Below are 19,596 nucleotides of genomic sequence, written 5' to 3' on the forward strand. Positions count from 1 at the left end.
TTCATTTGGCCTTTGCAAGCAACAAACGCCTCTCAGGCCATCCGCTGCATCGCCATTCTGAGCCCCACCAGCTCGGCTTGCTGGCAATCGAGCTGTTGCAGCTGGCAGCGGATCGCACTCTTGAGCTGCGCTTGCTGACGCCGCCGTTTGTCGCTCGCCCGCTTGCTCCCCAGCCGCTTGAGCCACTGGCGGGCATCCTGCAACTGGCCGAGCCGATTCTGCCACTCCACCAGCATGGTCAACCAGGCCGGATCCCCCTCTCCCTGCCCCACCAGCAGCTCCACCCCGTAGCGGGTCTGCTTGAGGATCAAGCGCAGCCTGTGCCAATGGCGCAACTGGCGTTTATGGCTGACAGACATACCATCCAGTCCGGGCTCGGCCAGGCCATCCGCCAGACAGAGCGCCAGCTGCATCTGATAGAGCGGCAAGGGATTGAACTCGGCAGGCACCTGGCCGAGGCGCTCCAGCCAGCGCTCCAGCCGCACCGCCAACATGGGGGCCTTTGGTCTCTCGATGGCATGGGGTTTACCGCCAAAGCGCTCCTCGAACACCTGGGCATCGCGCAGGGCAGAGAGGGTACTCGTCGCCCGCTGCAACCGCCGCTCGAGTCCGGGTTGATAGATGAGTGGCCGCCACAGGGCGAGTAAGGCGAGCAGGCGACGGGCCGCAATCCGGTAGCCATGCACCTCGTCTATCCCCGCCTGCTGGCGCAGGGCCAGGGCGGCGGTCCAATACTCATCGATGAGCTGGCGTGCCTGCTCGTGCCATGGAGTCTGCGGCATCAGTCTCTCTCCTTGCGCTGCCTAATTGGTGTGAAAACCCTGCCCCGTGGGGGGCGCGGCCTTGGCGTATTCCATCCTGGTCACACTCGCCGTTCTCGGCCCGTGCTCCAGCCAGCCCAGCATCATCTGCACCTGCTGCTCAGGGCCTGCGATAAGGACTTCCACCGAGCCATCCTCCAGATTGTAGGCATGACCCCGCAGCCCCAGTTGCAGGGCACGTTCCCGGGTGAAGTAGCGAAATCCCACCCCTTGCACCTGACCCCAGACTCGGACGACAAACGATTGCTCTCCCATTTTCGGTACCTTTCCCTTAAGAAATTCCACCTCGGGGCGATAATAGGGACGACCCCCATTCCCCTGCAGGACGCTATATCATTATGAAAGAAGTAAAATTCCGTTGGGTTGACCGTTATCTCATTCACCTCACTATCGGTGAAAAATTTCTCATCACCTTCTGGTGCCCTCTCCTGTTCATCGCCGCCCTCACCTGGTACCTGCTGGCGGACGGCCATGATCAGCAGATGCAGGTCAGGCTGGATCAGCTCAAACAACGCGTCGAGACCACGGCGCAACTGGTGAGCCAGCAACCGACCCTCACCCTGCCCGCCGAGTTGACCTTAAGCCCCACCGGCAACCCAGGTCTGACTCAGCAGGGGGATCGTTACAGCGTCAGCGCGAGCGCCGGGCAAGCCGGCTTCGTCACAGGTTCCCTCGACGCCAGCCGCTACTCCATGTGGGATGGTCAGGGCACGGCCCTCACCGTCATCGCCGTGCTGGCGGCCCTGCTGGCCCTCATCACCCACTACCTGATGACCTTCGTCTCCGGCGCCCTCTACTCCACCAACAAGGCGCTGCAGACGGTGGCGGGGGGCGATCTCACCTTCCGCCTCAACTTCTTCCCGGTGCGGGACGAGTTCTCCATCCTGGCGGGCAGCATCGACAAGTTCACCGATCGTCAGCACAAGATAGTGCAGCTAGTGGAAGAGTCCGCCGAGGCGCTGACCATGGCCGCCGACGAGTTTCGCGAGCATGCCAGCGACGGCGAGACCCTGGCCCGCGCCCAGCGCCAGCACATGGACTCCCTGGCTGCCGCCATGGAGCAGATGTCTGCCGCCATCCGGGAGGTGGCTCGCAACGCCAACGACACCCTGCTGCAGACTCGCCAGTCCAGCGAAGAGGCCGCCAACGGTGCCGAGCGAGTGGCGCGTACCATCACGGCCATTCGCACCCTGGCCGATGAGATTGGCAACGCCTCCGGCGCCGTGGAACGACTGACCCACAACGCCAACCGCATCAACGAGGTGGTCAGCGTCATCAACGCCATCTCCCAGCAGACCAACCTGCTGGCCTTGAATGCAGCCATTGAGGCCGCCCGCGCCGGTGAGCAGGGCCGTGGCTTCGCCGTGGTGGCGGACGAGGTGCGCACCCTCGCCAGTCGCACCCAACAGGCCACGGTGGAGATCCAGCAGATGATCGAAGAGCTGCAGACCGGCACCGGGGCGCTGAACGACATCATGGAGAAGACGGTCGGGCGCGCCGCCAGCAGTCAGCAACTCATCACGGAAGTTGGGGAAGACATCGACAAGCTGAGCAGCCACAGCGATGCGGTGCTGGAGATGAGCACCCAGATAGCCACCTCCAGCGAAGAGCAGAGCTCGGTCGCCGAGGAGATCACCCGCAACCTGGATCAGGTGCGCCACGAGGCGAGCCGGGTGGAAGAGTCCGCCAGCGCCTCGGTCGCCGGTACCTCGGGTCTCAAGGCCACCGCCTCCGAGCTCGGCCAGGCCATGGCGGGTCTGCGGATCTGACACTTGTGAAACTGATTTGAGTGACACAGCAAAAGGCCATCCAGCGGATGGCCTTTTTTATGGACCCGTGAATATCGACCCGAGTCTGGGTTGTGTCATGACCCAATAAAAAGGGACCCAAGGGTCCCTTTATCTCAATATTCCGACTCGTCTTAGCGGCCGAAGGGCCACCAGGGTTTGTCATTGTCCTGGATCTCGACCCGGGTCTGGGACTCTCCCCCTTCGGCCCCTTGCAGCCGTGACAGGCTGACCCTGAACTGCTCGGTGGGCTCGACGAACCAGTCATCGATGACCAGCACCTTGATGGACTTGACCCCGCCTTCACCGGCGGCCCAGCTCACGGACTGACCGAGCCAGGGCAGGAAGTCCAGCCCCCAGCGGGCCGTCATGCCATCCAGGGCCAGCTGGGCACGGGCCGGCTTGCTCAGATCGCCGCTGCGCACCAACGGGACCTCAACCAACCATTGCCCCTCGTTCACCCTGATCACAGCGCTTTGCATTGCGATGGTCGAGGGGGCGATCTTGTCCTTGATGGTCACCAGGGTCTGGGACTGGGCCCCCAGGGTCGCCCCGCTCGCGTCCTGCAATAGCAGGGTAAAGGTCTCGTCTCCCTCGTTTTTCGTGTCGCTTAACGTCGGGATCTGCAGGGTTTTATCCTGCTCATCACCATCAGACCAGTTCAACACACCACTCAAAGGGGCCAGATCCTGGCTGTCAGCGCTGCCATATTGCACGCTCCAGCTGACGCTGGCGGCGCCACGGCTGCCTCCCTTGCGCTGCACCGCCAGGGTCAGGGTACTGCCCTCCTCTACATTCGCGGCGCTCGTGGTGAGACTCAGCTCACCGGTCGGGGGCAAGGGATACTGGATGGCCACCAGCACGGGATCATGATCGGAAGCGCTGAACGGCCCCTCTGACTTGCCAAGCTGACCCGAGTACTTCTTGCCGTACTCGAAGAAGTTGCTCTCCGCCGAGTTGATGTGCCAATCCTCGATGCCGACGACCTTCTTAGCTAGGCTAGGGTTCGCCAGCGCGTGATCCAGATTGCCGAGCTCCCCCTCATAGCTGTAGGAGTAGGTATCCGTGCCGTGGAACTGGGTGTTGAGGTTGATAAGCCCTGCCCCCTTGCCCATCGCAGTTGCCTGCTCCTCATAAGGCTGGCCCGCCAGCTGGGTGAAGGCGGCGCTCATGATCTGGCGGCTCTGGGCGGCCGGATCGTAATCCGTCAGCACCCGCACCGGATCTTCCAGCCCGTAGGCGTTGAGATCGCCTATCACCAGCAGATCCCCCGGCTCCTGCTTGAGCCGCTCCCCCAACACCTTGGCGGCGGAGACCCGCAGGGCATTGCAGTGACCCTGCCCATCCAGAGGATCGGCGGTCACATAGTCCGGATAATCTTCGTAGCAGGCCGATCCCTTGGATTTGAGGTGATTGACCACCAGGGTCAGGGGCACATCTCCCTTGGGCGAGGTGAAACGCTGCAGCAGGGAGTCACGCATCCCCTGGCGTATGCTGACCGGCTTGCCCGCACCGTCGACGGCCTCCGCCACCTGCAGCGGCAAGGGGATGAGCTGGGCAGCCCCCTCCAGGCTGACCTTTGCGGGCCTGTAGATGAGCCCAACCGTGATGGCGTCCGTGCCCATGGGCTGGTCATCGGGGGAGTGAACGAAGGCGTAGTGATCCTGCTCATCCGGCAGGGCCGCGTTGAGGGCCCCTACCAGGTTGGCGATGGCGGAGTTGTCGCCGTAGCCGTTGTTCTCTATCTCCATCAGCCCCACCACATCCGCGTTGAGGCGAGTGATGGCGCTGACGATCTTGGTGCGCTGCAGCTCGAACTCACCCACGGTCAGGGCGCCCCGGTTGCTGTTGGTGGGATTGGCATCGCCGCCCACCACGGTCGTGAAGAAGTTCAGCACGTTGAAGCTCGCCACCCGCAGATCTCCCGCCGCGGCAAGCTCTGGCGTTTCGACTCTGTCCCAGCCGCTGTGATCCACGTCCACCGGGCTTATCTTGTTGTCCGCCACCAGCCGGTAGAAGTCATAGGAGTAGCCGATGGCCCCCTCCAGATTGCTCAAGCGATCGCCGATGCGCAGATACCCCTGCTCGGCATCGAAGGCGGGATACCAGGGCAGCACGCCGTCCGGCGCCTTGGCATCCGTCTCCACCACCAGCTGGTTCACCCGGTTGCGCTCGCTCCACTGGCTCGCCTGCTCGCTCATGGCCGGGAACTTCTGGGTCGACTTGATGAGGGGCGCCCCGTAGGCCAGCACCAGGTTGTTGCGCTTGCCGTCGTAATCGAAGCTGAAGTTGCGGGTCACCACCAGGCTGGAAGCCGGCACCAGCCGCACCCGCATCCCCTCGTGACGCTCCAGCAGGGTCGTCAGACTCTCGCCCGCCACCGGCACCAGATCCACCGCCGGCACCAGGCCCACCATGGGCTGGGTCACCGTCATCTCATCAGCGCTGAGCTGGGTCTGGTTGTAATACTCCTTCACCTTGCCCGAGACGCACACCTCGGCGCCGGGCACCAGGGCGGCATTGGTCTGATTGCTTTGCACGAAGAGGCCATCGGAGCTCGCCGGATCCCCGTCTCCCTGCAGGTCCTGAATGAAGAAGCCCTTGTAGAGGCCGCTCACCACCTGGGTCACCACGCCGCGGGTGGCATAGGCCGTCTCGGATTCAAACTTGCCGGCCGGCACCAGCGGGCTGCGTTCGCCGCTGCCCTGAATGGCGGGCACTGGGATGAGGCTGTCCACCGGGCAGGCGAAGGCCGGCGGCTGGTTGCCATCGCAGTTATCCTCGCCGCTGCAGCCAAGCCCGGCCGCCTCGTCACGGGCAAAGCCCAGGTATTCGGCGGCGGGATCGAAGGCAGCCGTGGCATCCACGCGCCCCGTATTAACGCTGGCCTTGCGCCTGAGGGTCATGTCCAGGGTCGAGACGGCGCCTGAGACCCAGGCCGTACCGGGATCCACCCCAATCTGGCCGACGCTGTCGACTATCTCGTCCCCCCGATAGAGCACTAACCCATCGTCGCCGTTGAACACCAGGTTGCCGCTGGTCAGGTTGGCCTTGGCCAGGGTTGCGGGCAGTGCCGAGGGGTGCGCCAACACCAGGCTGGCACCGGGGGCCAGGGTGCCTTGCAGCGCCAGATTGTTGGTGGGGCCGGCCGCCAGGGTGCGGCCATTGGCATAGAGGGCGAGCCGGTATGGGGTGAGGTCCAGCGCGCTGTTGCCCAAGTTGCTCAGCTCCAGCGCCTTGTTGTTGCCGGATCCTTCCAGGTATTCGGTGATGAGCAGCTGAGCCTGGGCCTGGCCGGACAGCGCCAAGGCGACCGAAAGGGCCAGCAGGGAATGTCTTCCTGACATCGTGGTTATTCCTTCTTGATTATGTTGCCAGTTCAATCGCGATCGAATGATCGCAGCACCAAGGGTGAATGCCGTAAAAAGAGTCATACGGCGCACATACTCTGCCCGCTTTTTCGTGAGGGCACCGCGAGCTGGCTAACAATTGCAGAACTTTGTTGCTGGCAAGTGACAGGTTATGACGGGCATTGATGAGCATGCTTAACCCGTTTACCCAGGGAGCTGACCCCGGAAACCATGGCGAATGTGCCACCTCTGCGACAAGGCTGGCGTAAACCCCGGGTTGCCACTAAAATACGCCCCCTCTAATTCCTGGCATCGGTAACATCCCATGAGCGCTTCCATCTATCTCGTCAAAGGCCGCGAAAAGTCCCTGCTGCGCCGTCATCCCTGGATCTTCTCCAAGGGGATCGACAAGGTGCAAGGCACCCCCATCGATGGCGACACCGTCGAGATCTATTCCAACGATGGCAAGTGGCTCGCCCGCGGCGCCTGGTCCGGCAGCTCCCAGATCCGCGCCCGGGTCTGGACCTTCGACAAGGACGAGACCGTCGATCTGGACTTCTTCATCCGTCGCCTCAAGTACGCCCAGGAGTCCCGTGATCCCCTGATCAAGCGCCAGGGCCTCACCGGCTATCGCCTCTGCGCCGCCGAGTCCGACGGTCTGCCGGGTCTGACCATAGATCGCTACGCCGATTTCCTGGTGTGCCAAATTCTCTCTGCCGGCGCCGAGTTTCAGCGCGAGCTCATCACCCAGGCCCTGCGCACCCTCTACCCCGAGTGCAGCATCTATGAGCGCTCCGACGTGGCGGTGCGCAAGAAGGAAGGGCTGAAGGAGCGAACCGGCGTCATCTATGGCGAGACCCCGACCGAACCCGTGGTCATCGAGGAGAACGGCGGCGTCAAGATCCTGGTAGACATTCGTAACGGTCACAAGACGGGTTTCTACCTGGATCAGCGGGACAACCGCCAGGCGGCAGCGAAATACACTGAAGGCAAGCGGGTTCTCAACTGCTTCTGCTATACCGGTGGTTTCGGTGTCTATGCCCTCAAGGGTGGCGCCAAGGAAGTGGTCAACGTGGATCTCTCCCAGAACGCATTGGACATCGCCCGCCAGAACGCCGAGCTGAACGGTCTGGATACCAGCAGCACCCAGTTCGTGCGCCACGACGTGTTCAAGCTGCTGCGGGAATACCGCGAGAAGGGCGAGAAGTTCGACGTCATAGTGCTGGATCCGCCGAAGTTCGCCGAGAGCAAGGCCCAGCTGCTGGGCGCCTGCCGCGGTTACAAGGACATCAACATGCTGGCGTTCCAGCTGTTGGCACCGGGCGGCGTGCTCTTGACCTACTCCTGCTCCGGCCTGATGGAGCAGAGCCTGTTCCAGAAGATCGTGGCAGATGCGGCGCTCGACGCCGGTCGCGATGCCCAGATCCTGGAGCTCCTGTCCCAGGCGTCCGATCACCCCATAGGCACCGCCTACCCGGAAGGCTTCTACCTCAAGGGGCTGGTGGTACGCGCCCGCTGATCCTCTCCTGATCGGTTAAAGCACCAACTCCCTGATCAAATAGGCCCGCAATCCATGCGGGCCTGTTTTTTATGCGTCCACCTTCTCCCGTCCTCACGCACATACATCTCTCCAGCCCTGCCTGTTTTTTCTTCATCAATGCATATTTATGATAAAAATCACATCCATATGACTCTCTTTTGCGTACTGTGATCCCGCCTGTGACCGCCATGAGTCGAGGCTGCGGGCCCAAGGGCCTGCACAACAACAAAAACGATGTCAGGCCAAGCTGAACATCACAAGGGTCCCAACATGAATCAATCATTGCCGCTGTTAACGCCGCTGCGGGGCATTGCTGCCCTGATGGTGGTGCTGTTCCACGCCAGGCTGCTGCTGTTTCCCCAGTGGAAGGAGCCCATCGCCGAGGTGACACAACTCATCGAGAACGGCTACCTCTGGGTCGATCTCTTCTTCATCCTGAGCGGGCTGGTGCTGGCCCACGTCTATGGGCAGGCCTGCGCTGGCCCTAATCGCACCATCGGCTATGGCCGCTTCCTCTGGCTGCGGCTCACCCGGGTCTACCCCCTCTACCTGCTCACCCTGTTGCTGCTGGTTGGCTGGGAGCTCTACAAGGCCCAGCATCAGATAGGCTTCTTTGCTGGCCCCCTGTTCAAGATGTGGGAGTGGGAGGGCATGCAGCCCTTCGGCTCCCCCTTCACCCCGGTGGAGGCCCTGCCGAGCGCCCTCTTGCTGTTGCAGGTGGTGACGGATCATGGCTTGACCTGGAACTTCGCCGCCTGGTCCCTGAGCGTGGAGTGGATAAGCTACCTGCTGTTCCCGCTGCTCATTCCACTCGCGCTTATCCGCAGCCGCTGGAGCCATCTCGCCCCGCTGCTGGCCTTCACGGTGCTGGCCTTCATCGTTCACCGCCAGGGCACCCTGGATGTCACCAGCGGGGTGCTGGCGGTGGGACGCGGGGTGAGCGAGTTCGTGCTCGGCCTCTGGCTGCTGCCCAGAGTCAAGGCGAGCCGGCAGCTGCCCATGATGGGGCAGGATCTGCCGCTCTTGCTGGCCTTTGCCCTGCCCTGGGTGCTGCTGCAATTCACCATGACGGCGCCATTGACCCTGCTGCTGATTGGCTCCTATGTGCTGCTGATCTGGATTGCCGCGGCGCAAGGCGCGCGCCAGAGCCCGCTGCTGCGCCTGCTCGACAACCGCGTCACCAACTGGCTCGGGGATCTCTCCTACTCCCTCTATCTCTGGCACGTCCTGGTGCTGCTCACAGGTGTAGAGCTCATCCACTATCTGGCTCCCGGCCTCACCGACTGGTGGTATGCCCAGACCAACCCCTTGCTGGGGCTGCTCGCGACTCTGTTGATGCTGGTGCTGCTGCTCGGCATTTCCTGGCTGAGCTACATCGGGTTTGAGCGGCCGATGCAGCGCAGGCTGCGCCGCTGGCAGGGCGTCAAGCGACTGTGGCCACGACCAGTGAAGCAAGGGGAGTAAATCGGCGTCACCGTGTTTCCCTGCGCCATACAACAGGCCCGCAATCCATGCGGGCCTGTTTTTTTATTGAGACTTTACACCTCAGTCCCGCTGGGGCGCCCCCAGGGGGAAGTAGTGACGATAGGGTCTGGCCTCATCCACCACCCGGGCGACGCTGGGGTGGGCCAGCAGGCGGGCGCGATAGGCCCGAAGCTGGGAGCAAGCCGGCGGGATCTCGTGAGCCCAGTCCGCGTAGAAGAGCGAGGGCGCGGCGGCGCAGTCGGCCAGGGTGAAGTGCTCCCCCGCCGCCCAGGTGCGCCCACGCAGGCGCTCATCGAGCCAGGGATAGATCTTGTCCAGCACGGTCCGCGCCTCGGCGACCCCGAAACCGTCGTACTCGGTCGCCGGGCGCAGCTTGTCCAGCACCACCTTCTGCATGGGGGTCATCACATAGTTGTCGAACAGCCGATCCAGCATGTGTACCTCTATGCCCGCCTCCCCCGTGGGCACCAGAGTACTGGGGCCCGGGTGCTGCAACTGCAGGTATTCGATGATGGTGCTGCTCTCGAGCAGGGTATGACCCTGATCCACCAGCACGGGGAAGCGCTTGAGGGGCCAGAGGCTGGCGAGCTCGGCCTTCACCGTCGGGGATTCCAGGTTGTGGTACTCGAAGGTGAGTGCGTTCTCATAGAGAGCTATCAACACCTTCTGGCTGTAGGACGAGAAGGGATGGGCATAGAGCTTCATATCACCGGATCCTTATGTTTCGTTGCGTTTATCCAATAAACAGTGCACTTCATTCATTAAATCCAATCCAGGCAGATAAATATGTCGTCAATGGTAGATCCCCCCACTATCCCTGCTCCTTGAAGGCGAGCACCATGACGCCCCCGGCGATGAGGGCGATGCCGCACCATTCCCGCAGGGAGGGACGCTCTCCTAAAAACAGGACGGCGAAGATCACCACCAGCACCAGGCTGAACTTGTCGATAGGCGCCACCTGGGCGGCGTTGCCGAGCTGCAGGGCGCGGAAATAACAGAGCCAGGAGGCCCCGGTGGCGAGCCCGGAGAGGCCGAGGAACAGCCAGCTGTGGCCGGAGAGCGCCAGCGGATTGCTCCACTGACGGGTGCCAGCCACATAGAGGCAGAGCAGCACGAAGACGATGGCGGTGCGGATCAGGGTCGCCAGATCCGAGTTGATCTGCGCCACGCCGAGCTTGGCGAAGATGGCGGTCAGGGCGGCGAACAGGGCCGACAGCAGGGCCCAGCCAAACCAGTTCAGGGTCGAAAACAGCGAGCTGCTCATGTTGTTGCCTTGCAATACCAGGGTGAGCTAGTTGTAGCAGAGCCTGAGCAGGACGGGATCCCCCTCGTCACAGGGGTGTGCAGCTCGGCCCATCTTGCCCCTAGCGTCACCTTCCAGCCCAATCACCACCGTAATTGCGGGTCGGATCCCTCACCCTCTTTGTGGCATAATGCCCCGTCCCGTGGCCTTGGGTGGCACTGTGTGGGCCAGCTCCCACTGCGGCGCACCTTGCCTGCCCGCCATGCCACCCAGGCTCATCCGTTTTCTGCGCTTATCCGCACTGTGACTACCCGCAATGCGATGGCCGCACCCATATAGAACCGCTTCACGCGAGCGTGAACCAAGAGGGGTCAATATGTCTTCCATTCGTCTCACCCAATACAGCCACGGCGCTGGCTGCGGCTGCAAAATCTCCCCCAAGGTGCTCGACACCATTCTCAAGAGCCAGATCCCGGGGTTTGACGACCCGACCCTCATCGTCGGCAACAGCAGCAAGGATGACGCCGCCGTGGTCGACATCGGCAACGGTCAGGGCATCGTCTCCACCACCGACTTCTTCATGCCCATCGTCGACGATCCCTTCACCTTTGGCCGCATCGCCGCCACCAACGCCATCAGCGACATCTATGCCATGGGCGGCAAGCCCATCGTCGCCATCGCCATCCTGGGCTGGCCCATCAACACCCTGGCGCCGGAAGTGGCCCAGCAGGTGATCGACGGCGGCCGTCAGGTATGCCACGAGGCAGGGATCTCGCTCGCCGGTGGTCACAGCATCGATGCCCCCGAGCCCATTTTCGGCCTGGCGGTGACCGGCATAGTGCCGCTCGATGCCATCAAGCAGAACGACACCGCCCAGGCTGGCGATGTGCTCTACCTGACCAAGCCGCTTGGCATCGGCATCCTCACCACGGCCCAGAAGAAGGGCAAGCTCAAGCCAGAGCACGAGCAGCTGGCCCCCGAGGCCATGTGCACCCTCAACAAGATTGGCCAGCGCTTCGCCGCGCTCAAGGGCGTGCACGCCATGACCGATGTCACCGGCTTTGGTCTGGCCGGCCATCTGCTGGAGATGTGCGAAGGCTCCAGGCTCTCTGCCCGCCTCGATTTCACTGCCCTGCCGCTCTTGCCCGAGGTGGATCACTATCTCGCCGAGGGCTGTGTGCCGGGCGGCACCCTGCGCAATCACGACTCCTACGGCCACAAGCTCGATGCCATGGATGATCGCACCCGCAACATCCTGTGCGACCCCCAGACCAGCGGCGGCCTACTGGTGGCGGTGGGCAAAGAGAGCGAAGCCGAGCTGCTGAGCATTGCCCGCGAGGCCGGCCTCTCCCTCTCCCCCCTCGGGCGGATGCAGCCGCTGGTGGGTGAGCGCTTTATCGAGGTTGTCCAATGAGTGCGTTGCCCCAGGCGACGGATCTGGCCCGCATCTTCCTGGAAGATGTGCCGCTTATCGACCTGCGCGCCCCCATCGAGTTCAAGGACGGCGCCTTCCCCAGCGCCATCAACCTGCCGCTGATGACGGACGGGGAGCGCGCCCAGGTGGGCACCTGCTTCAAGCAGCAGGGTCAGGCCGCGGCCATCGCCCTCGGCCATCAGCTGGTGGGCGGCGATGTGCGCGCCGAACGTATGGAAGGCTGGCTGGCACACCTGCGCCAGCAGCCCGATGCCCTGCTCTACTGCTTTCGGGGCGGCCTGCGCTCCCAGACGGTGCAGCAGTGGCTGGCTGATGCCGGCGTCACCCGTCCACGGGTGGCTGGCGGCTACAAGGAGCTGCGCCGCTTCCTCATGGATACTCAAGACAAAGCCTCGGCCGAGTGTCACTGGACCGTGCTGACCGGCATGACGGGCTCCGGCAAGACCCACATGCTGGAGCAGGTTGCCCAGGCGGTGGATCTGGAGGGGCACGCTCATCACAGGGGCTCTTCCTTCGGCCAGCTGCCGGGTGGCCAGCCCAGCAACATCAACTTCGAGAACAAGCTCACCATCGAGCTGCTCAAGCGCCGTCACCTTGGTGAATCCGCCTTCGTGGTGGAAGACGAGAGCCGCCTCATCGGCCGTTGCGCCCTGCCACTGAACCTCTATGAGGCCATGTGCCAGGCGCCGCTGGTGGTGGTGGACGTGCCGCAAGAAGAGCGTGCCGAGCAGATCCGCATCGATTACGTGCAAGATCTCTGGCAGCGCTATCAGGAGATGTACGGCGCCGAGGAAGGCTGGCCGCTGTTTGCCGCCTACCTGACCGAGGCCCTGGCGCGCCTCAAGCGCCGCCTGGGGGATAAAGATCACCGGGAGCTGGATGCCCTGATGCAGGCCGCCCTCGCCGAGCAGGCCAGAAGCGGCAATACCGAGCTGCACCTGGCCTGGATCCGCCTCTTGCTGACCCGTTACTACGATCCCATGTACCTCTATCAGCTTGACAACAAGCGCGAGCGCGTGCATTTCAGGGGCGACAAGCAGGCCTGCCTCGCCTTTTTTGCAGAACAACACGCTAACAAGGCCAACCAGAAGAGTTCGACATGCTGAAATTTGAGATTATTCCGGTCACTCCCTTTGCCCAGAACTGCTCCCTCATCTGGTGTGACGAGACTCGCCAGGCGGCGCTGATAGACCCGGGCGGCGAGGCAGACAAGCTGCTGGCCGCCATCGCGCGGCGCGAGCTGGTGTTATCAAAGATCCTGCTGACCCACGGTCATCTGGATCACGTAGGGGCCGCCAACCAGCTGCGCGAGCAGACCGGCGTGCGCATCACGGGCCCCCACCAGGAAGATGCCTTCTGGCTCGACATGCTGCCCAAGCAGAGCCAGATGTTTGGCTTCCCCCACACCCCGGCCTTCACCCCGGATGCCTGGTTGGCGCAGGGAGACAAGGTGATGCTCGGTAACTGCGAGCTGGAGGTCTATTTCTGCCCCGGCCACACCCCGGGCCACGTGATCCTGCTGAGCCAAGCCGAGCGCCTCGCCTGGGTCGGTGACGTCTTGTTTGCCGGCGGCATAGGTCGCACCGACTTTCCTCGCGGCGATCACGCCACCCTCATTCGCTCGATCACCGAGACCCTGTTGCCCCTTGGGGATGACATCGTCTTCATCCCGGGCCACGGCCCCAGTTCGACCTTCGGCCATGAGCGGGTGAGCAACCCCTATCTCACCCAGCCCATCTGGTAGAGAAACAAGAAGGGCGACCCTGGGGTCGCCCTTCTTTTTGCCCAGACCTATTTAACTCACGCCTGTTTTGATCCGGCCAAATGACGAAGCTTGCCATCCACGCTGAGGGCCAGAATGCAAAAAGCCACTCCGAGGAGTGGCTTTTTATTCAACCGAACCGACGCGATTAGACGCGAACGAAGTCCAGGTGAACCAGCTTGTAACGTACCGGGTGACGCTGGATAGCCTTCACTTTGACGTTAACTTCTTCACCGTTGATGACGATGGTCAGCACGGATTCGTAGAATTCCGGCTTCTCTTGAGCCAGAACGATCTTCTTGTGGTCCAGGGTGATGGACACGGCTTCTTTGCCTGCACCGTAAACGATGGCAGGAACTTGGTCAGCATGACGCAGGCGGCGGCTCGCACCTTTCCCCAGGTCAGAACGGACTTCAGCTTGGAATACGAAAGACATAGTAGTTATCTCTTTTAAGATGAATGTATGGTGTTGACTGCGACCGGTCAGCACCTCGCAAAACGAGCGCGAATACTAGCATGGGGCCTTGGTGGATACAAGCCGTGTGCCGCGATCCCCCCAATCCCTCGCCGCATCAGCCCATTGGCACTGTCGAGGCGATGAACACAACGGCTAGCGCCCCTGCTCCAGGCGGGCAAATTGCTGCTGACGCTGGGCCGGGCTCATGGCATCGAACTGGGCCAGGGTCTCGGCCCGCGGGCAGTAGAGGCTCTGGCCGGTGCGCACCTTGATCCCCTTGCCCATACTGGTGCGATTCTCCTCCACCAGCGCCAGCAGATAGCTGTAGGTATCCGCCCCGTTCGCCCCCTGCGATACCAGGGCGCTGGCGATGCGCCAGAGCGTCTCCCCCGCCGCCACCTGATGGCAGATCTGGGGACCTCCCGCCGCCGGAGCCGACAGGGTCAGGGTCGTCTGCTCCTGCGCACGCGCGGCAGCCAGTTGCACCTTGCCGGAGTCTATCTGGGCGGGCGCGGTCGGCACCGGTTCTGCCCGCGAAGGCATCCCAATCGCGCGCTGGCGCACCAGGCTGGCCAGCAAGGGCTCGGCTGCCGGTAACCGGCTACCAACCCCATTGAAGCGGGGCAAGGAGAACTCGGCAATAAAGGGGGATAAATCCCCATCGACCAGGGGCGACGCGACCTGGACGGCCGGGCTGGCGCCTTGGTGATGCGCCATGCCATAGGCCATCTCGTCGATGCGCTTGAGGCGCGCCAGATAGGCCTTGGAGAGCTCGGCCTCCCCCTCGAACAAGTCAAACGGGGGCACCAGGCGGGCGGGGAAGAGGATCTGCCAATGGCCGTTTTTCTTCTTCTGCTCCAGCGGCGGGAACTGGTTGCCCCGCCACGCCACGAAGATGGGAGGCACGGCCCTGTGCACCGGATAATACTCCGGATTGAGCTGCACCCAGGTTTGTTCCGCGATGGGCTGATAGCCGCTGATGTTGACCAGCGCCACCCCTAACCAGACTCCCAGCATCCTATGCCCTCCTGATCCCCTCGTTCACCGACCCCATCCCGTGACGCCTCACACAATGGTTCAGAAAACAGACACATAGCAGCTTAGCACTGAGCAATCGCATTGAGCACCCGTTTATCGGAAACCGGATAGGGCGTCCCCAGCTGCTGGGCGAAGAACGACACCCTCAGCTCCTCTATCATCCAGCGGATATTGGCCACCTCGACCGGGATCAGCTGGGATTTGGGGATCTTGGCGAGCAGCGCCTTGTAATCGGCCTCCACGCTGTGCACCTTGAGCATGTAGACCCTGTCCCGGTTCGGATCGATGGCGAGCTTCTCAAGCCGCCGCTCGATGGCGCGCAGGTAGCGCAGCAAATCAGGCAGGCGCTGCCAGCCGGTCTCGGTGACGAAGCCCTTGTGAATGAGATTGCCGAGCTGCTGCTGGATGTCCGACATGGCAAAGGCGGTATCGAGCTGCATCTTGCCCTTGAGCCGCTTCTTGATCTCATGGGAGAGGGTCAGCACTGCCTCCACCTGCTTGGCCACCTCGACCACCGCATCGTTGAGCTCGGCGCGCACGAACTCCTTGAGCGCCTCGAAACCCGCCTCGTCCCAGGCCAGGCCGCCATGCTGCTCGATGAGCTTGTCACAGCCACAGGCGATGCAGTCATCGATGAGATCGCTCACCTTGCCAAAGGGGTTGAAGTAGAGACCGAGCTTGGCCTTGTTCGGCAGCTTCTCCTGCAGGTACTTGATGGGCGATGGTACCCCCAGCAAGATGAGGCGTCGCTGACCCGCCCACATCAGCTGCTGCTGGACCACAGGGCTCTCCACCAGCTGGATGGCGACCGAATCCTTCTGATCGATCAGGGCTGGATAGGCCTTCACCTCGAAGCCGGCGCGCTTCTGGCTGTACTCCTTGGGCAACTCACCAAAGCTCCACAGGGTGAGGCCGGACTGCTCTATGTCGTCGTCCGCTACCTGGGACAGGGTCTCCTGCACCTTGCCACGCAAGGATTCTTTCAGCGCCTCCAGATCCTTGCCCTCCGCCACCTTCTTGTGTTTGTCATCCACGACTCTGAAGGTGAGTTTCAGGTGATCGGGCACAGCTGACCAATCCCAGGACTCGCGGGGTACTGTCACCCCTGTCATGCGGCGCAGCTGGCGCTCCATCTCATCCAGCAGCGGCCCCTGCTCCGGGCTGATGCTGGCGAGCAGGGCGTCGGCATAGTTCGGCGCCGGCACGAAGTTCTTGCGCATGGGCTTGGGCATGGACTTGATAAGGGCCACCAAGAGCTCGTGACGCAGTCCCGGGATCAGCCACTCGAAACCCTTCACCTCCACCTGGTTGAGCAGCGGCAGCGGGATATGCAGGGTGACGCCATCGGCCGCCTCCCCCGGTTCGAACTGGTAGCTGAGCTTTAACTTGAGCCGCCCCTGCTGCCAGAAGTTCGGGTAGTCGAGATCGCTGATGTGGGCCGCATCCCCCTTCATCAGCATCTCTTTCTCGAAGTTCAGCAGATCAGGATCCTGCTTCTGCGCCTCCTTCCACCACTTGTCGAAGTGACGGGCCGAGATGACCTCTTCCGGCAAGCGGGCGTCATAGAAGCGGAACAAGTCCTCGTCATCCACCAGGATGTCGCGCCGCCGCGACTTGTGCTCCAGCGCCTCCACCTCGGCCAAGAGCTTGCGGTTCTCGCCAAAGAAGCGGTGACGGGTCTCGAAATCTCCCTCCACCAGGGCACGGCGGATAAACAGCTCACGGCACTGGGCGGGATCGATGCGACTGAAGTTGATGAGCCGCTCGTTGACCAAAGTCAGGCCGTAGAGGGTCACCTTCTCCTTGGCCATGACGGCGCCATTTTTCTTCGACCAGTGGGGGTCGCTGTGATGCAGCTTGATGAGATGCCCCGCCAGCGGCTCCACCCACTCGGGTTCAATCTTGCCGTTGATGCGGGCGTAGAGGCGTGAGGTCTCCACCAGCTCGGCGGCCATCACCCATTTCGGCGGCTTCTTGAACAGGCCGGAGGCCGGGAACAGGTGGAAGCGGCCGTTGCGGGCACCGAGGAACTCGGGCTTCTCCAAATCCTTGTTGCCGATATGGCTCAAGAGGCCGGTCAACAGGGCACAGTGCACCGTCTTGAAGTCGGCGGGCTCCGAATTGGTTTTAAAGCCGAGCTCTTTCACCGTCTGGCGCAGCTGGAAGTGGATGTCCTGCCACTCGCGTACCCGCAGGTAGGAGAGAAACTCCTTCTGACACAGGCGGCGGAACGGGTTGCTGCCCAGCAGATCCTGCTGCTCTTTGAGGTAATTCCAGAGGTTTACGAAGGCGAGGAAGTCGGAATCCTTGTCTTCGAAGCGTCTGTGCTGCTCGTCGGCAGCTTGTTTCTTCTCCATGGGGCGCTCGCGGGGATCCTGAATGCTCAGACCCGCTGTGATCACCATGACTTCGCTCAGACAGCCGGTTTGCGCCGCCGTGATCACCATCTTCGCAAGACGCGGATCAAGGGGAATGCGCGACAGCTGGCGGCCGCTCTCGGTCAGTTGCAACCTGGGCTCCTGTTCGCCAGCGCCACTCTGATCACGGGAAGGCAACTCCTTGACCGCTTCCAATTCTTTCAGCAGGGTCAGGCCATCCTTGATGTGACGGGATTCGGGCGGCTCGACGAAGGGGAAGGCCTCCATGTTGCCAAGGCCGAGCGCCAGCATCTGCAAGATGACCGAGGCCAGGTTGGTGCGCAGGATCTCGGGATCCGTGAAGGCCGGGCGATTGTTGAAATCCTCCTCCGAATAGAGGCGGATACAGATACCGTCCGCCACACGGCCGCAACGACCCTTGCGCTGGTTCGCGCTGGCCTGGGAAACGGGCTCGATGGGCAGGCGCTGCACCTTGGTGCGCCAGGAGTAGCGGCTGATGCGGGCGGTACCGGGATCAATCACATAGCGGATACCTGGCACCGTGAGGGAGGTTTCCGCCACGTTGGTGGCCAGCACGATGCGCCGCCCCGCGTGTTGCTGGAATACCTTGTTCTGCTCGGCATTGGAGAGACGCGCATAGAGCGGCAGCACCTCTGTGTCGCGCAGGTTGAGTTTGCGCAGGGCATCGGCGGTGTCGCGGATCTCCCGCTCGCCGTTCATGAAGATGAGGATATCCCCGAGCCCTTCCCGGGCCAGCTCTTCGACGGCGTCGAAGATCCCCTGCAGCTCGTCGCGCTCGTCCCCGCTCTCCTTGCCGTCGCTCTTTTTGTCTTCAAACAAGGGACGATAGCGCACCTCCACCGGGTAGGTACGGCCGGACACTTCGATGATAGGTGCCTGGTTGAAGTGACGGGAGAAGCGCTGCGGGTCTATGGTGGCCGAGGTGATGATCACCTTGAGATCGGGCCGCCTTGGCAACAGCTGCTTGAGGTAGCCCAGGATGAAGTCGATGTTGAGGCTGCGCTCGTGGGCCTCATCGATGATGATGGTGTCGTACTGGGTCAGCATGCGGTCGTGCTGGATCTCCGCCAGCAGGATACCGTCTGTCATCAGCTTGATGTGAGTCTGCTCGCTCACCTGATCGGTGAAGCGCACCTTGTAACCCACGTATTGACCGAGCTCGGACTCCATCTCCTCGGCGATGCGGGCCGCCACGGTGCGGGCCGCCAGACGGCGTGGCTGGGTGTGGCCGATATAGCCCTTCACCCCGCGCCCGAGCGCGAGACAGATCTTGGGGATCTGGGTGGTCTTGCCCGAGCCGGTTTCGCCGGCGATGATCACCACCTGATGTTCACTGATGGCTTTGGCGATCTCCGCCTGCTTCTGGCTGACCGGCAAGTTGTCCGGGTAGGTGACCTTGGGAACGCCCGCCAGGCGGGACTGGTAGCGCGCCTCGACGAGATCCAGATCCGCCGCTATGGTCTCCAATACGGCGGCCTGTTTGGCCTCTGGCAGCTTCTTGACCCCGTGCAGACGGCTGGAAAGGCGACGGGCATCGAGATTCATGCAGGCAGATAAGCGACGGCGCAACGCCTCGATAGAGAGAGACAAGGTACAGATTCCTTATAAAAAGCCCAACCGGGCCATATCGATAGCTGGAAGCGATCCTAAAGAGCGGGGGGGAGCGGTGCAAGCCTTAAAGCGGCTCGCCTTCGGCTGAGGTGCCTGTTTGGCCCCAAACACCGGCAAATAAAGCGCGCAGGACATCACGGAGATAAAAAAGAGCAGGCACAGGGCCTGCTCTCATGAGGATGAGGGCTATCAGACCCTGGCCTGGCGCACGAAGCAGGTGCCGAGCTGGGCATGGATCGCCTGCATCACGTTGTGGCGGCTGATGACCCCGAGCAGTCGCCCCCCCTCCACCACGGGATAGATCTTGGGCTTTTGGCCCATCATCATCTCCGCCAGATCCAGAATGCTGGTGTCGGGCCCCACCGCCAGCACCTCCTTGCGCATCACGTCTCTGACCTGGGCCACTTGCTCGCAGTGATAGGCCTCTTTGAGCATGACGGCGATGCAGTCCTGCTCCGACACCCAGCCGATCAGATGGCCCTGTGCATCCACCACTGGGCCGCCGAGCTGGTGACTGTTGAGAAACTTGGTGACCGCGTTTTGTACCATCATGTCCGCGCCGAACGTGATGGGTTTGGTCTGCATATAATCCTTCGCCTTGAGTGATTCCATGACGCTTCCCCCAACCTGCCTCCCGGGCGGGAGGCGCAAGCCGGGCGGTATGTCCG

General features: G+C 62.5%; 15 protein-coding genes. 6 read left to right on the top strand and 9 right to left on the bottom strand.

What is annotated here, in order from left to right:
- Positions 1-32 precede the first annotated feature (32 nt).
- On the bottom strand, positions 33-782 hold the full coding sequence (locus CUC44_RS01955) for a CHAD domain-containing protein (protein WP_100858326.1): 750 nt from the start codon (positions 780-782) through the stop codon (positions 33-35).
- A 21-nt stretch (positions 783-803) separates the two neighbouring features.
- The gene (yccX, locus tag CUC44_RS01960) at positions 804-1,076 is read right to left on the bottom strand and encodes an acylphosphatase (protein WP_100858327.1); all 273 of its coding nucleotides are present in this window, start codon (positions 1,074-1,076) and stop codon (positions 804-806) included.
- Positions 1,077-1,159: 83 nt separating this feature from the next.
- On the opposite strand from yccX, the gene CUC44_RS01965 reads away from it, so the two are divergent.
- Positions 1,160-2,590: a methyl-accepting chemotaxis protein gene (locus CUC44_RS01965; protein ID WP_100858328.1), complete on the top strand. Its 1,431-nt coding sequence runs from the start codon at positions 1,160-1,162 to the stop codon at positions 2,588-2,590.
- A 152-nt stretch (positions 2,591-2,742) separates the two neighbouring features.
- Here the strand turns inward: CUC44_RS01965 and CUC44_RS01970 are convergent, their stop codons facing one another.
- Entirely contained in the window at positions 2,743-5,955 is a 3,213-nt protein-coding gene (locus tag CUC44_RS01970; protein ID WP_100858329.1) for an ExeM/NucH family extracellular endonuclease, read from the bottom strand.
- 328 nt (positions 5,956-6,283) lie between these two features.
- Between CUC44_RS01970 and CUC44_RS01975 the strand changes: the two genes are divergently transcribed.
- Both CUC44_RS01975 and CUC44_RS01980 read left to right on the top strand, forming a co-directional pair.
- Complete coding sequence (locus CUC44_RS01975; protein ID WP_100858330.1) at positions 6,284-7,477, top strand: class I SAM-dependent methyltransferase; 1,194 nt, start codon at positions 6,284-6,286, stop codon at positions 7,475-7,477.
- Between the two features lie 291 nt (positions 7,478-7,768).
- Complete coding sequence (locus CUC44_RS01980) at positions 7,769-8,962, top strand: acyltransferase family protein (protein ID WP_100858331.1); 1,194 nt, start codon at positions 7,769-7,771, stop codon at positions 8,960-8,962.
- A gap of 81 nt (positions 8,963-9,043) precedes the next feature.
- Here the strand turns inward: CUC44_RS01980 and CUC44_RS01985 are convergent, their stop codons facing one another.
- Together CUC44_RS01985 and CUC44_RS01990 are read right to left on the bottom strand one after the other, a co-directional pair.
- The gene (locus tag CUC44_RS01985) at positions 9,044-9,688 is read right to left on the bottom strand and encodes a glutathione S-transferase family protein (RefSeq protein WP_100858332.1); all 645 of its coding nucleotides are present in this window, start codon (positions 9,686-9,688) and stop codon (positions 9,044-9,046) included.
- Positions 9,689-9,794: 106 nt separating this feature from the next.
- Positions 9,795-10,247 (bottom strand): EamA family transporter, encoded by a 453-nt coding sequence (locus CUC44_RS01990; protein WP_208621012.1) that lies wholly within the window; start codon positions 10,245-10,247, stop codon positions 9,795-9,797.
- 355 nt (positions 10,248-10,602) lie between these two features.
- Between CUC44_RS01990 and selD the strand changes: the two genes are divergently transcribed.
- Genes selD through CUC44_RS02005 form a run of 3 tightly spaced genes read left to right on the top strand, consistent with a single transcriptional unit; the run spans position 10,603 to position 13,405 of the window.
- Positions 10,603-11,640, top strand: a complete 1,038-nt coding sequence (gene selD, locus CUC44_RS01995) for a selenide, water dikinase SelD (protein ID WP_100858333.1) — start codon at positions 10,603-10,605, stop codon at positions 11,638-11,640.
- Entirely contained in the window at positions 11,637-12,767 is a 1,131-nt protein-coding gene (gene mnmH, locus CUC44_RS02000; protein ID WP_100858334.1) for a tRNA 2-selenouridine(34) synthase MnmH, read from the top strand. The genes selD and mnmH overlap by 4 nt, the downstream gene beginning before the upstream one ends.
- Entirely contained in the window at positions 12,761-13,405 is a 645-nt protein-coding gene (locus CUC44_RS02005) for an MBL fold metallo-hydrolase (protein WP_100858335.1), read from the top strand. The genes mnmH and CUC44_RS02005 overlap by 7 nt, the downstream gene beginning before the upstream one ends.
- A 166-nt stretch (positions 13,406-13,571) precedes the next feature.
- Here CUC44_RS02005 and rplY read toward each other — a convergent pair whose 3' ends face one another.
- The 4 genes from rplY to CUC44_RS02025 form a co-directional block, all read right to left on the bottom strand.
- On the bottom strand, positions 13,572-13,859 hold the full coding sequence (gene rplY / locus CUC44_RS02010) for a 50S ribosomal protein L25 (RefSeq protein ID WP_100858336.1): 288 nt from the start codon (positions 13,857-13,859) through the stop codon (positions 13,572-13,574).
- Positions 13,860-14,033: 174 nt separating this feature from the next.
- On the bottom strand, positions 14,034-14,897 hold the full coding sequence (locus CUC44_RS02015; RefSeq protein WP_100858337.1) for a hypothetical protein: 864 nt from the start codon (positions 14,895-14,897) through the stop codon (positions 14,034-14,036).
- Positions 14,898-14,980: 83 nt separating this feature from the next.
- On the bottom strand, positions 14,981-18,907 hold the full coding sequence (hrpA, locus tag CUC44_RS02020; protein ID WP_100858338.1) for an ATP-dependent RNA helicase HrpA: 3,927 nt from the start codon (positions 18,905-18,907) through the stop codon (positions 14,981-14,983).
- Positions 18,908-19,117: 210 nt separating this feature from the next.
- Positions 19,118-19,540: a CBS domain-containing protein gene (locus tag CUC44_RS02025; RefSeq protein ID WP_100858339.1), complete on the bottom strand. Its 423-nt coding sequence runs from the start codon at positions 19,538-19,540 to the stop codon at positions 19,118-19,120.
- Positions 19,541-19,596 lie beyond the last annotated feature (56 nt).

This window comes from Aeromonas lusitana (assembly GCF_002812985.1).
Taxonomy (GTDB): domain Bacteria; phylum Pseudomonadota; class Gammaproteobacteria; order Enterobacterales; family Aeromonadaceae; genus Aeromonas; species Aeromonas lusitana.

Bases quoted from the DNA above. Each gene is read 5' to 3' on its own strand.
- CUC44_RS01955 (WP_100858326.1), bottom strand. From the start codon at position 782: ATGCCGCAGACTCCATGGCACGAGCAGGCACGCCAGCTCATCGATGAG.
- yccX (WP_100858327.1), bottom strand. From the start codon at position 1,076: ATGGGAGAGCAATCGTTTGTCGTCCGAGTCTGGGGTCAGGTGCAAGGG.
- CUC44_RS01965 (WP_100858328.1), top strand. From the start codon at position 1,160: ATGAAAGAAGTAAAATTCCGTTGGGTTGACCGTTATCTCATTCACCTC.
- CUC44_RS01970 (WP_100858329.1), bottom strand. From the start codon at position 5,955: ATGTCAGGAAGACATTCCCTGCTGGCCCTTTCGGTCGCCTTGGCGCTG.
- CUC44_RS01975 (WP_100858330.1), top strand. From the start codon at position 6,284: ATGAGCGCTTCCATCTATCTCGTCAAAGGCCGCGAAAAGTCCCTGCTG.
- CUC44_RS01980 (WP_100858331.1), top strand. From the start codon at position 7,769: ATGAATCAATCATTGCCGCTGTTAACGCCGCTGCGGGGCATTGCTGCC.
- CUC44_RS01985 (WP_100858332.1), bottom strand. From the start codon at position 9,688: ATGAAGCTCTATGCCCATCCCTTCTCGTCCTACAGCCAGAAGGTGTTG.
- CUC44_RS01990 (WP_208621012.1), bottom strand. From the start codon at position 10,247: ATGAGCAGCTCGCTGTTTTCGACCCTGAACTGGTTTGGCTGGGCCCTG.
- selD (WP_100858333.1), top strand. From the start codon at position 10,603: ATGTCTTCCATTCGTCTCACCCAATACAGCCACGGCGCTGGCTGCGGC.
- mnmH (WP_100858334.1), top strand. From the start codon at position 11,637: ATGAGTGCGTTGCCCCAGGCGACGGATCTGGCCCGCATCTTCCTGGAA.
- CUC44_RS02005 (WP_100858335.1), top strand. From the start codon at position 12,761: ATGCTGAAATTTGAGATTATTCCGGTCACTCCCTTTGCCCAGAACTGC.
- rplY (WP_100858336.1), bottom strand. From the start codon at position 13,859: ATGTCTTTCGTATTCCAAGCTGAAGTCCGTTCTGACCTGGGGAAAGGT.
- CUC44_RS02015 (WP_100858337.1), bottom strand. From the start codon at position 14,897: ATGCTGGGAGTCTGGTTAGGGGTGGCGCTGGTCAACATCAGCGGCTAT.
- CUC44_RS02025 (WP_100858339.1), bottom strand. From the start codon at position 19,540: ATGGAATCACTCAAGGCGAAGGATTATATGCAGACCAAACCCATCACG.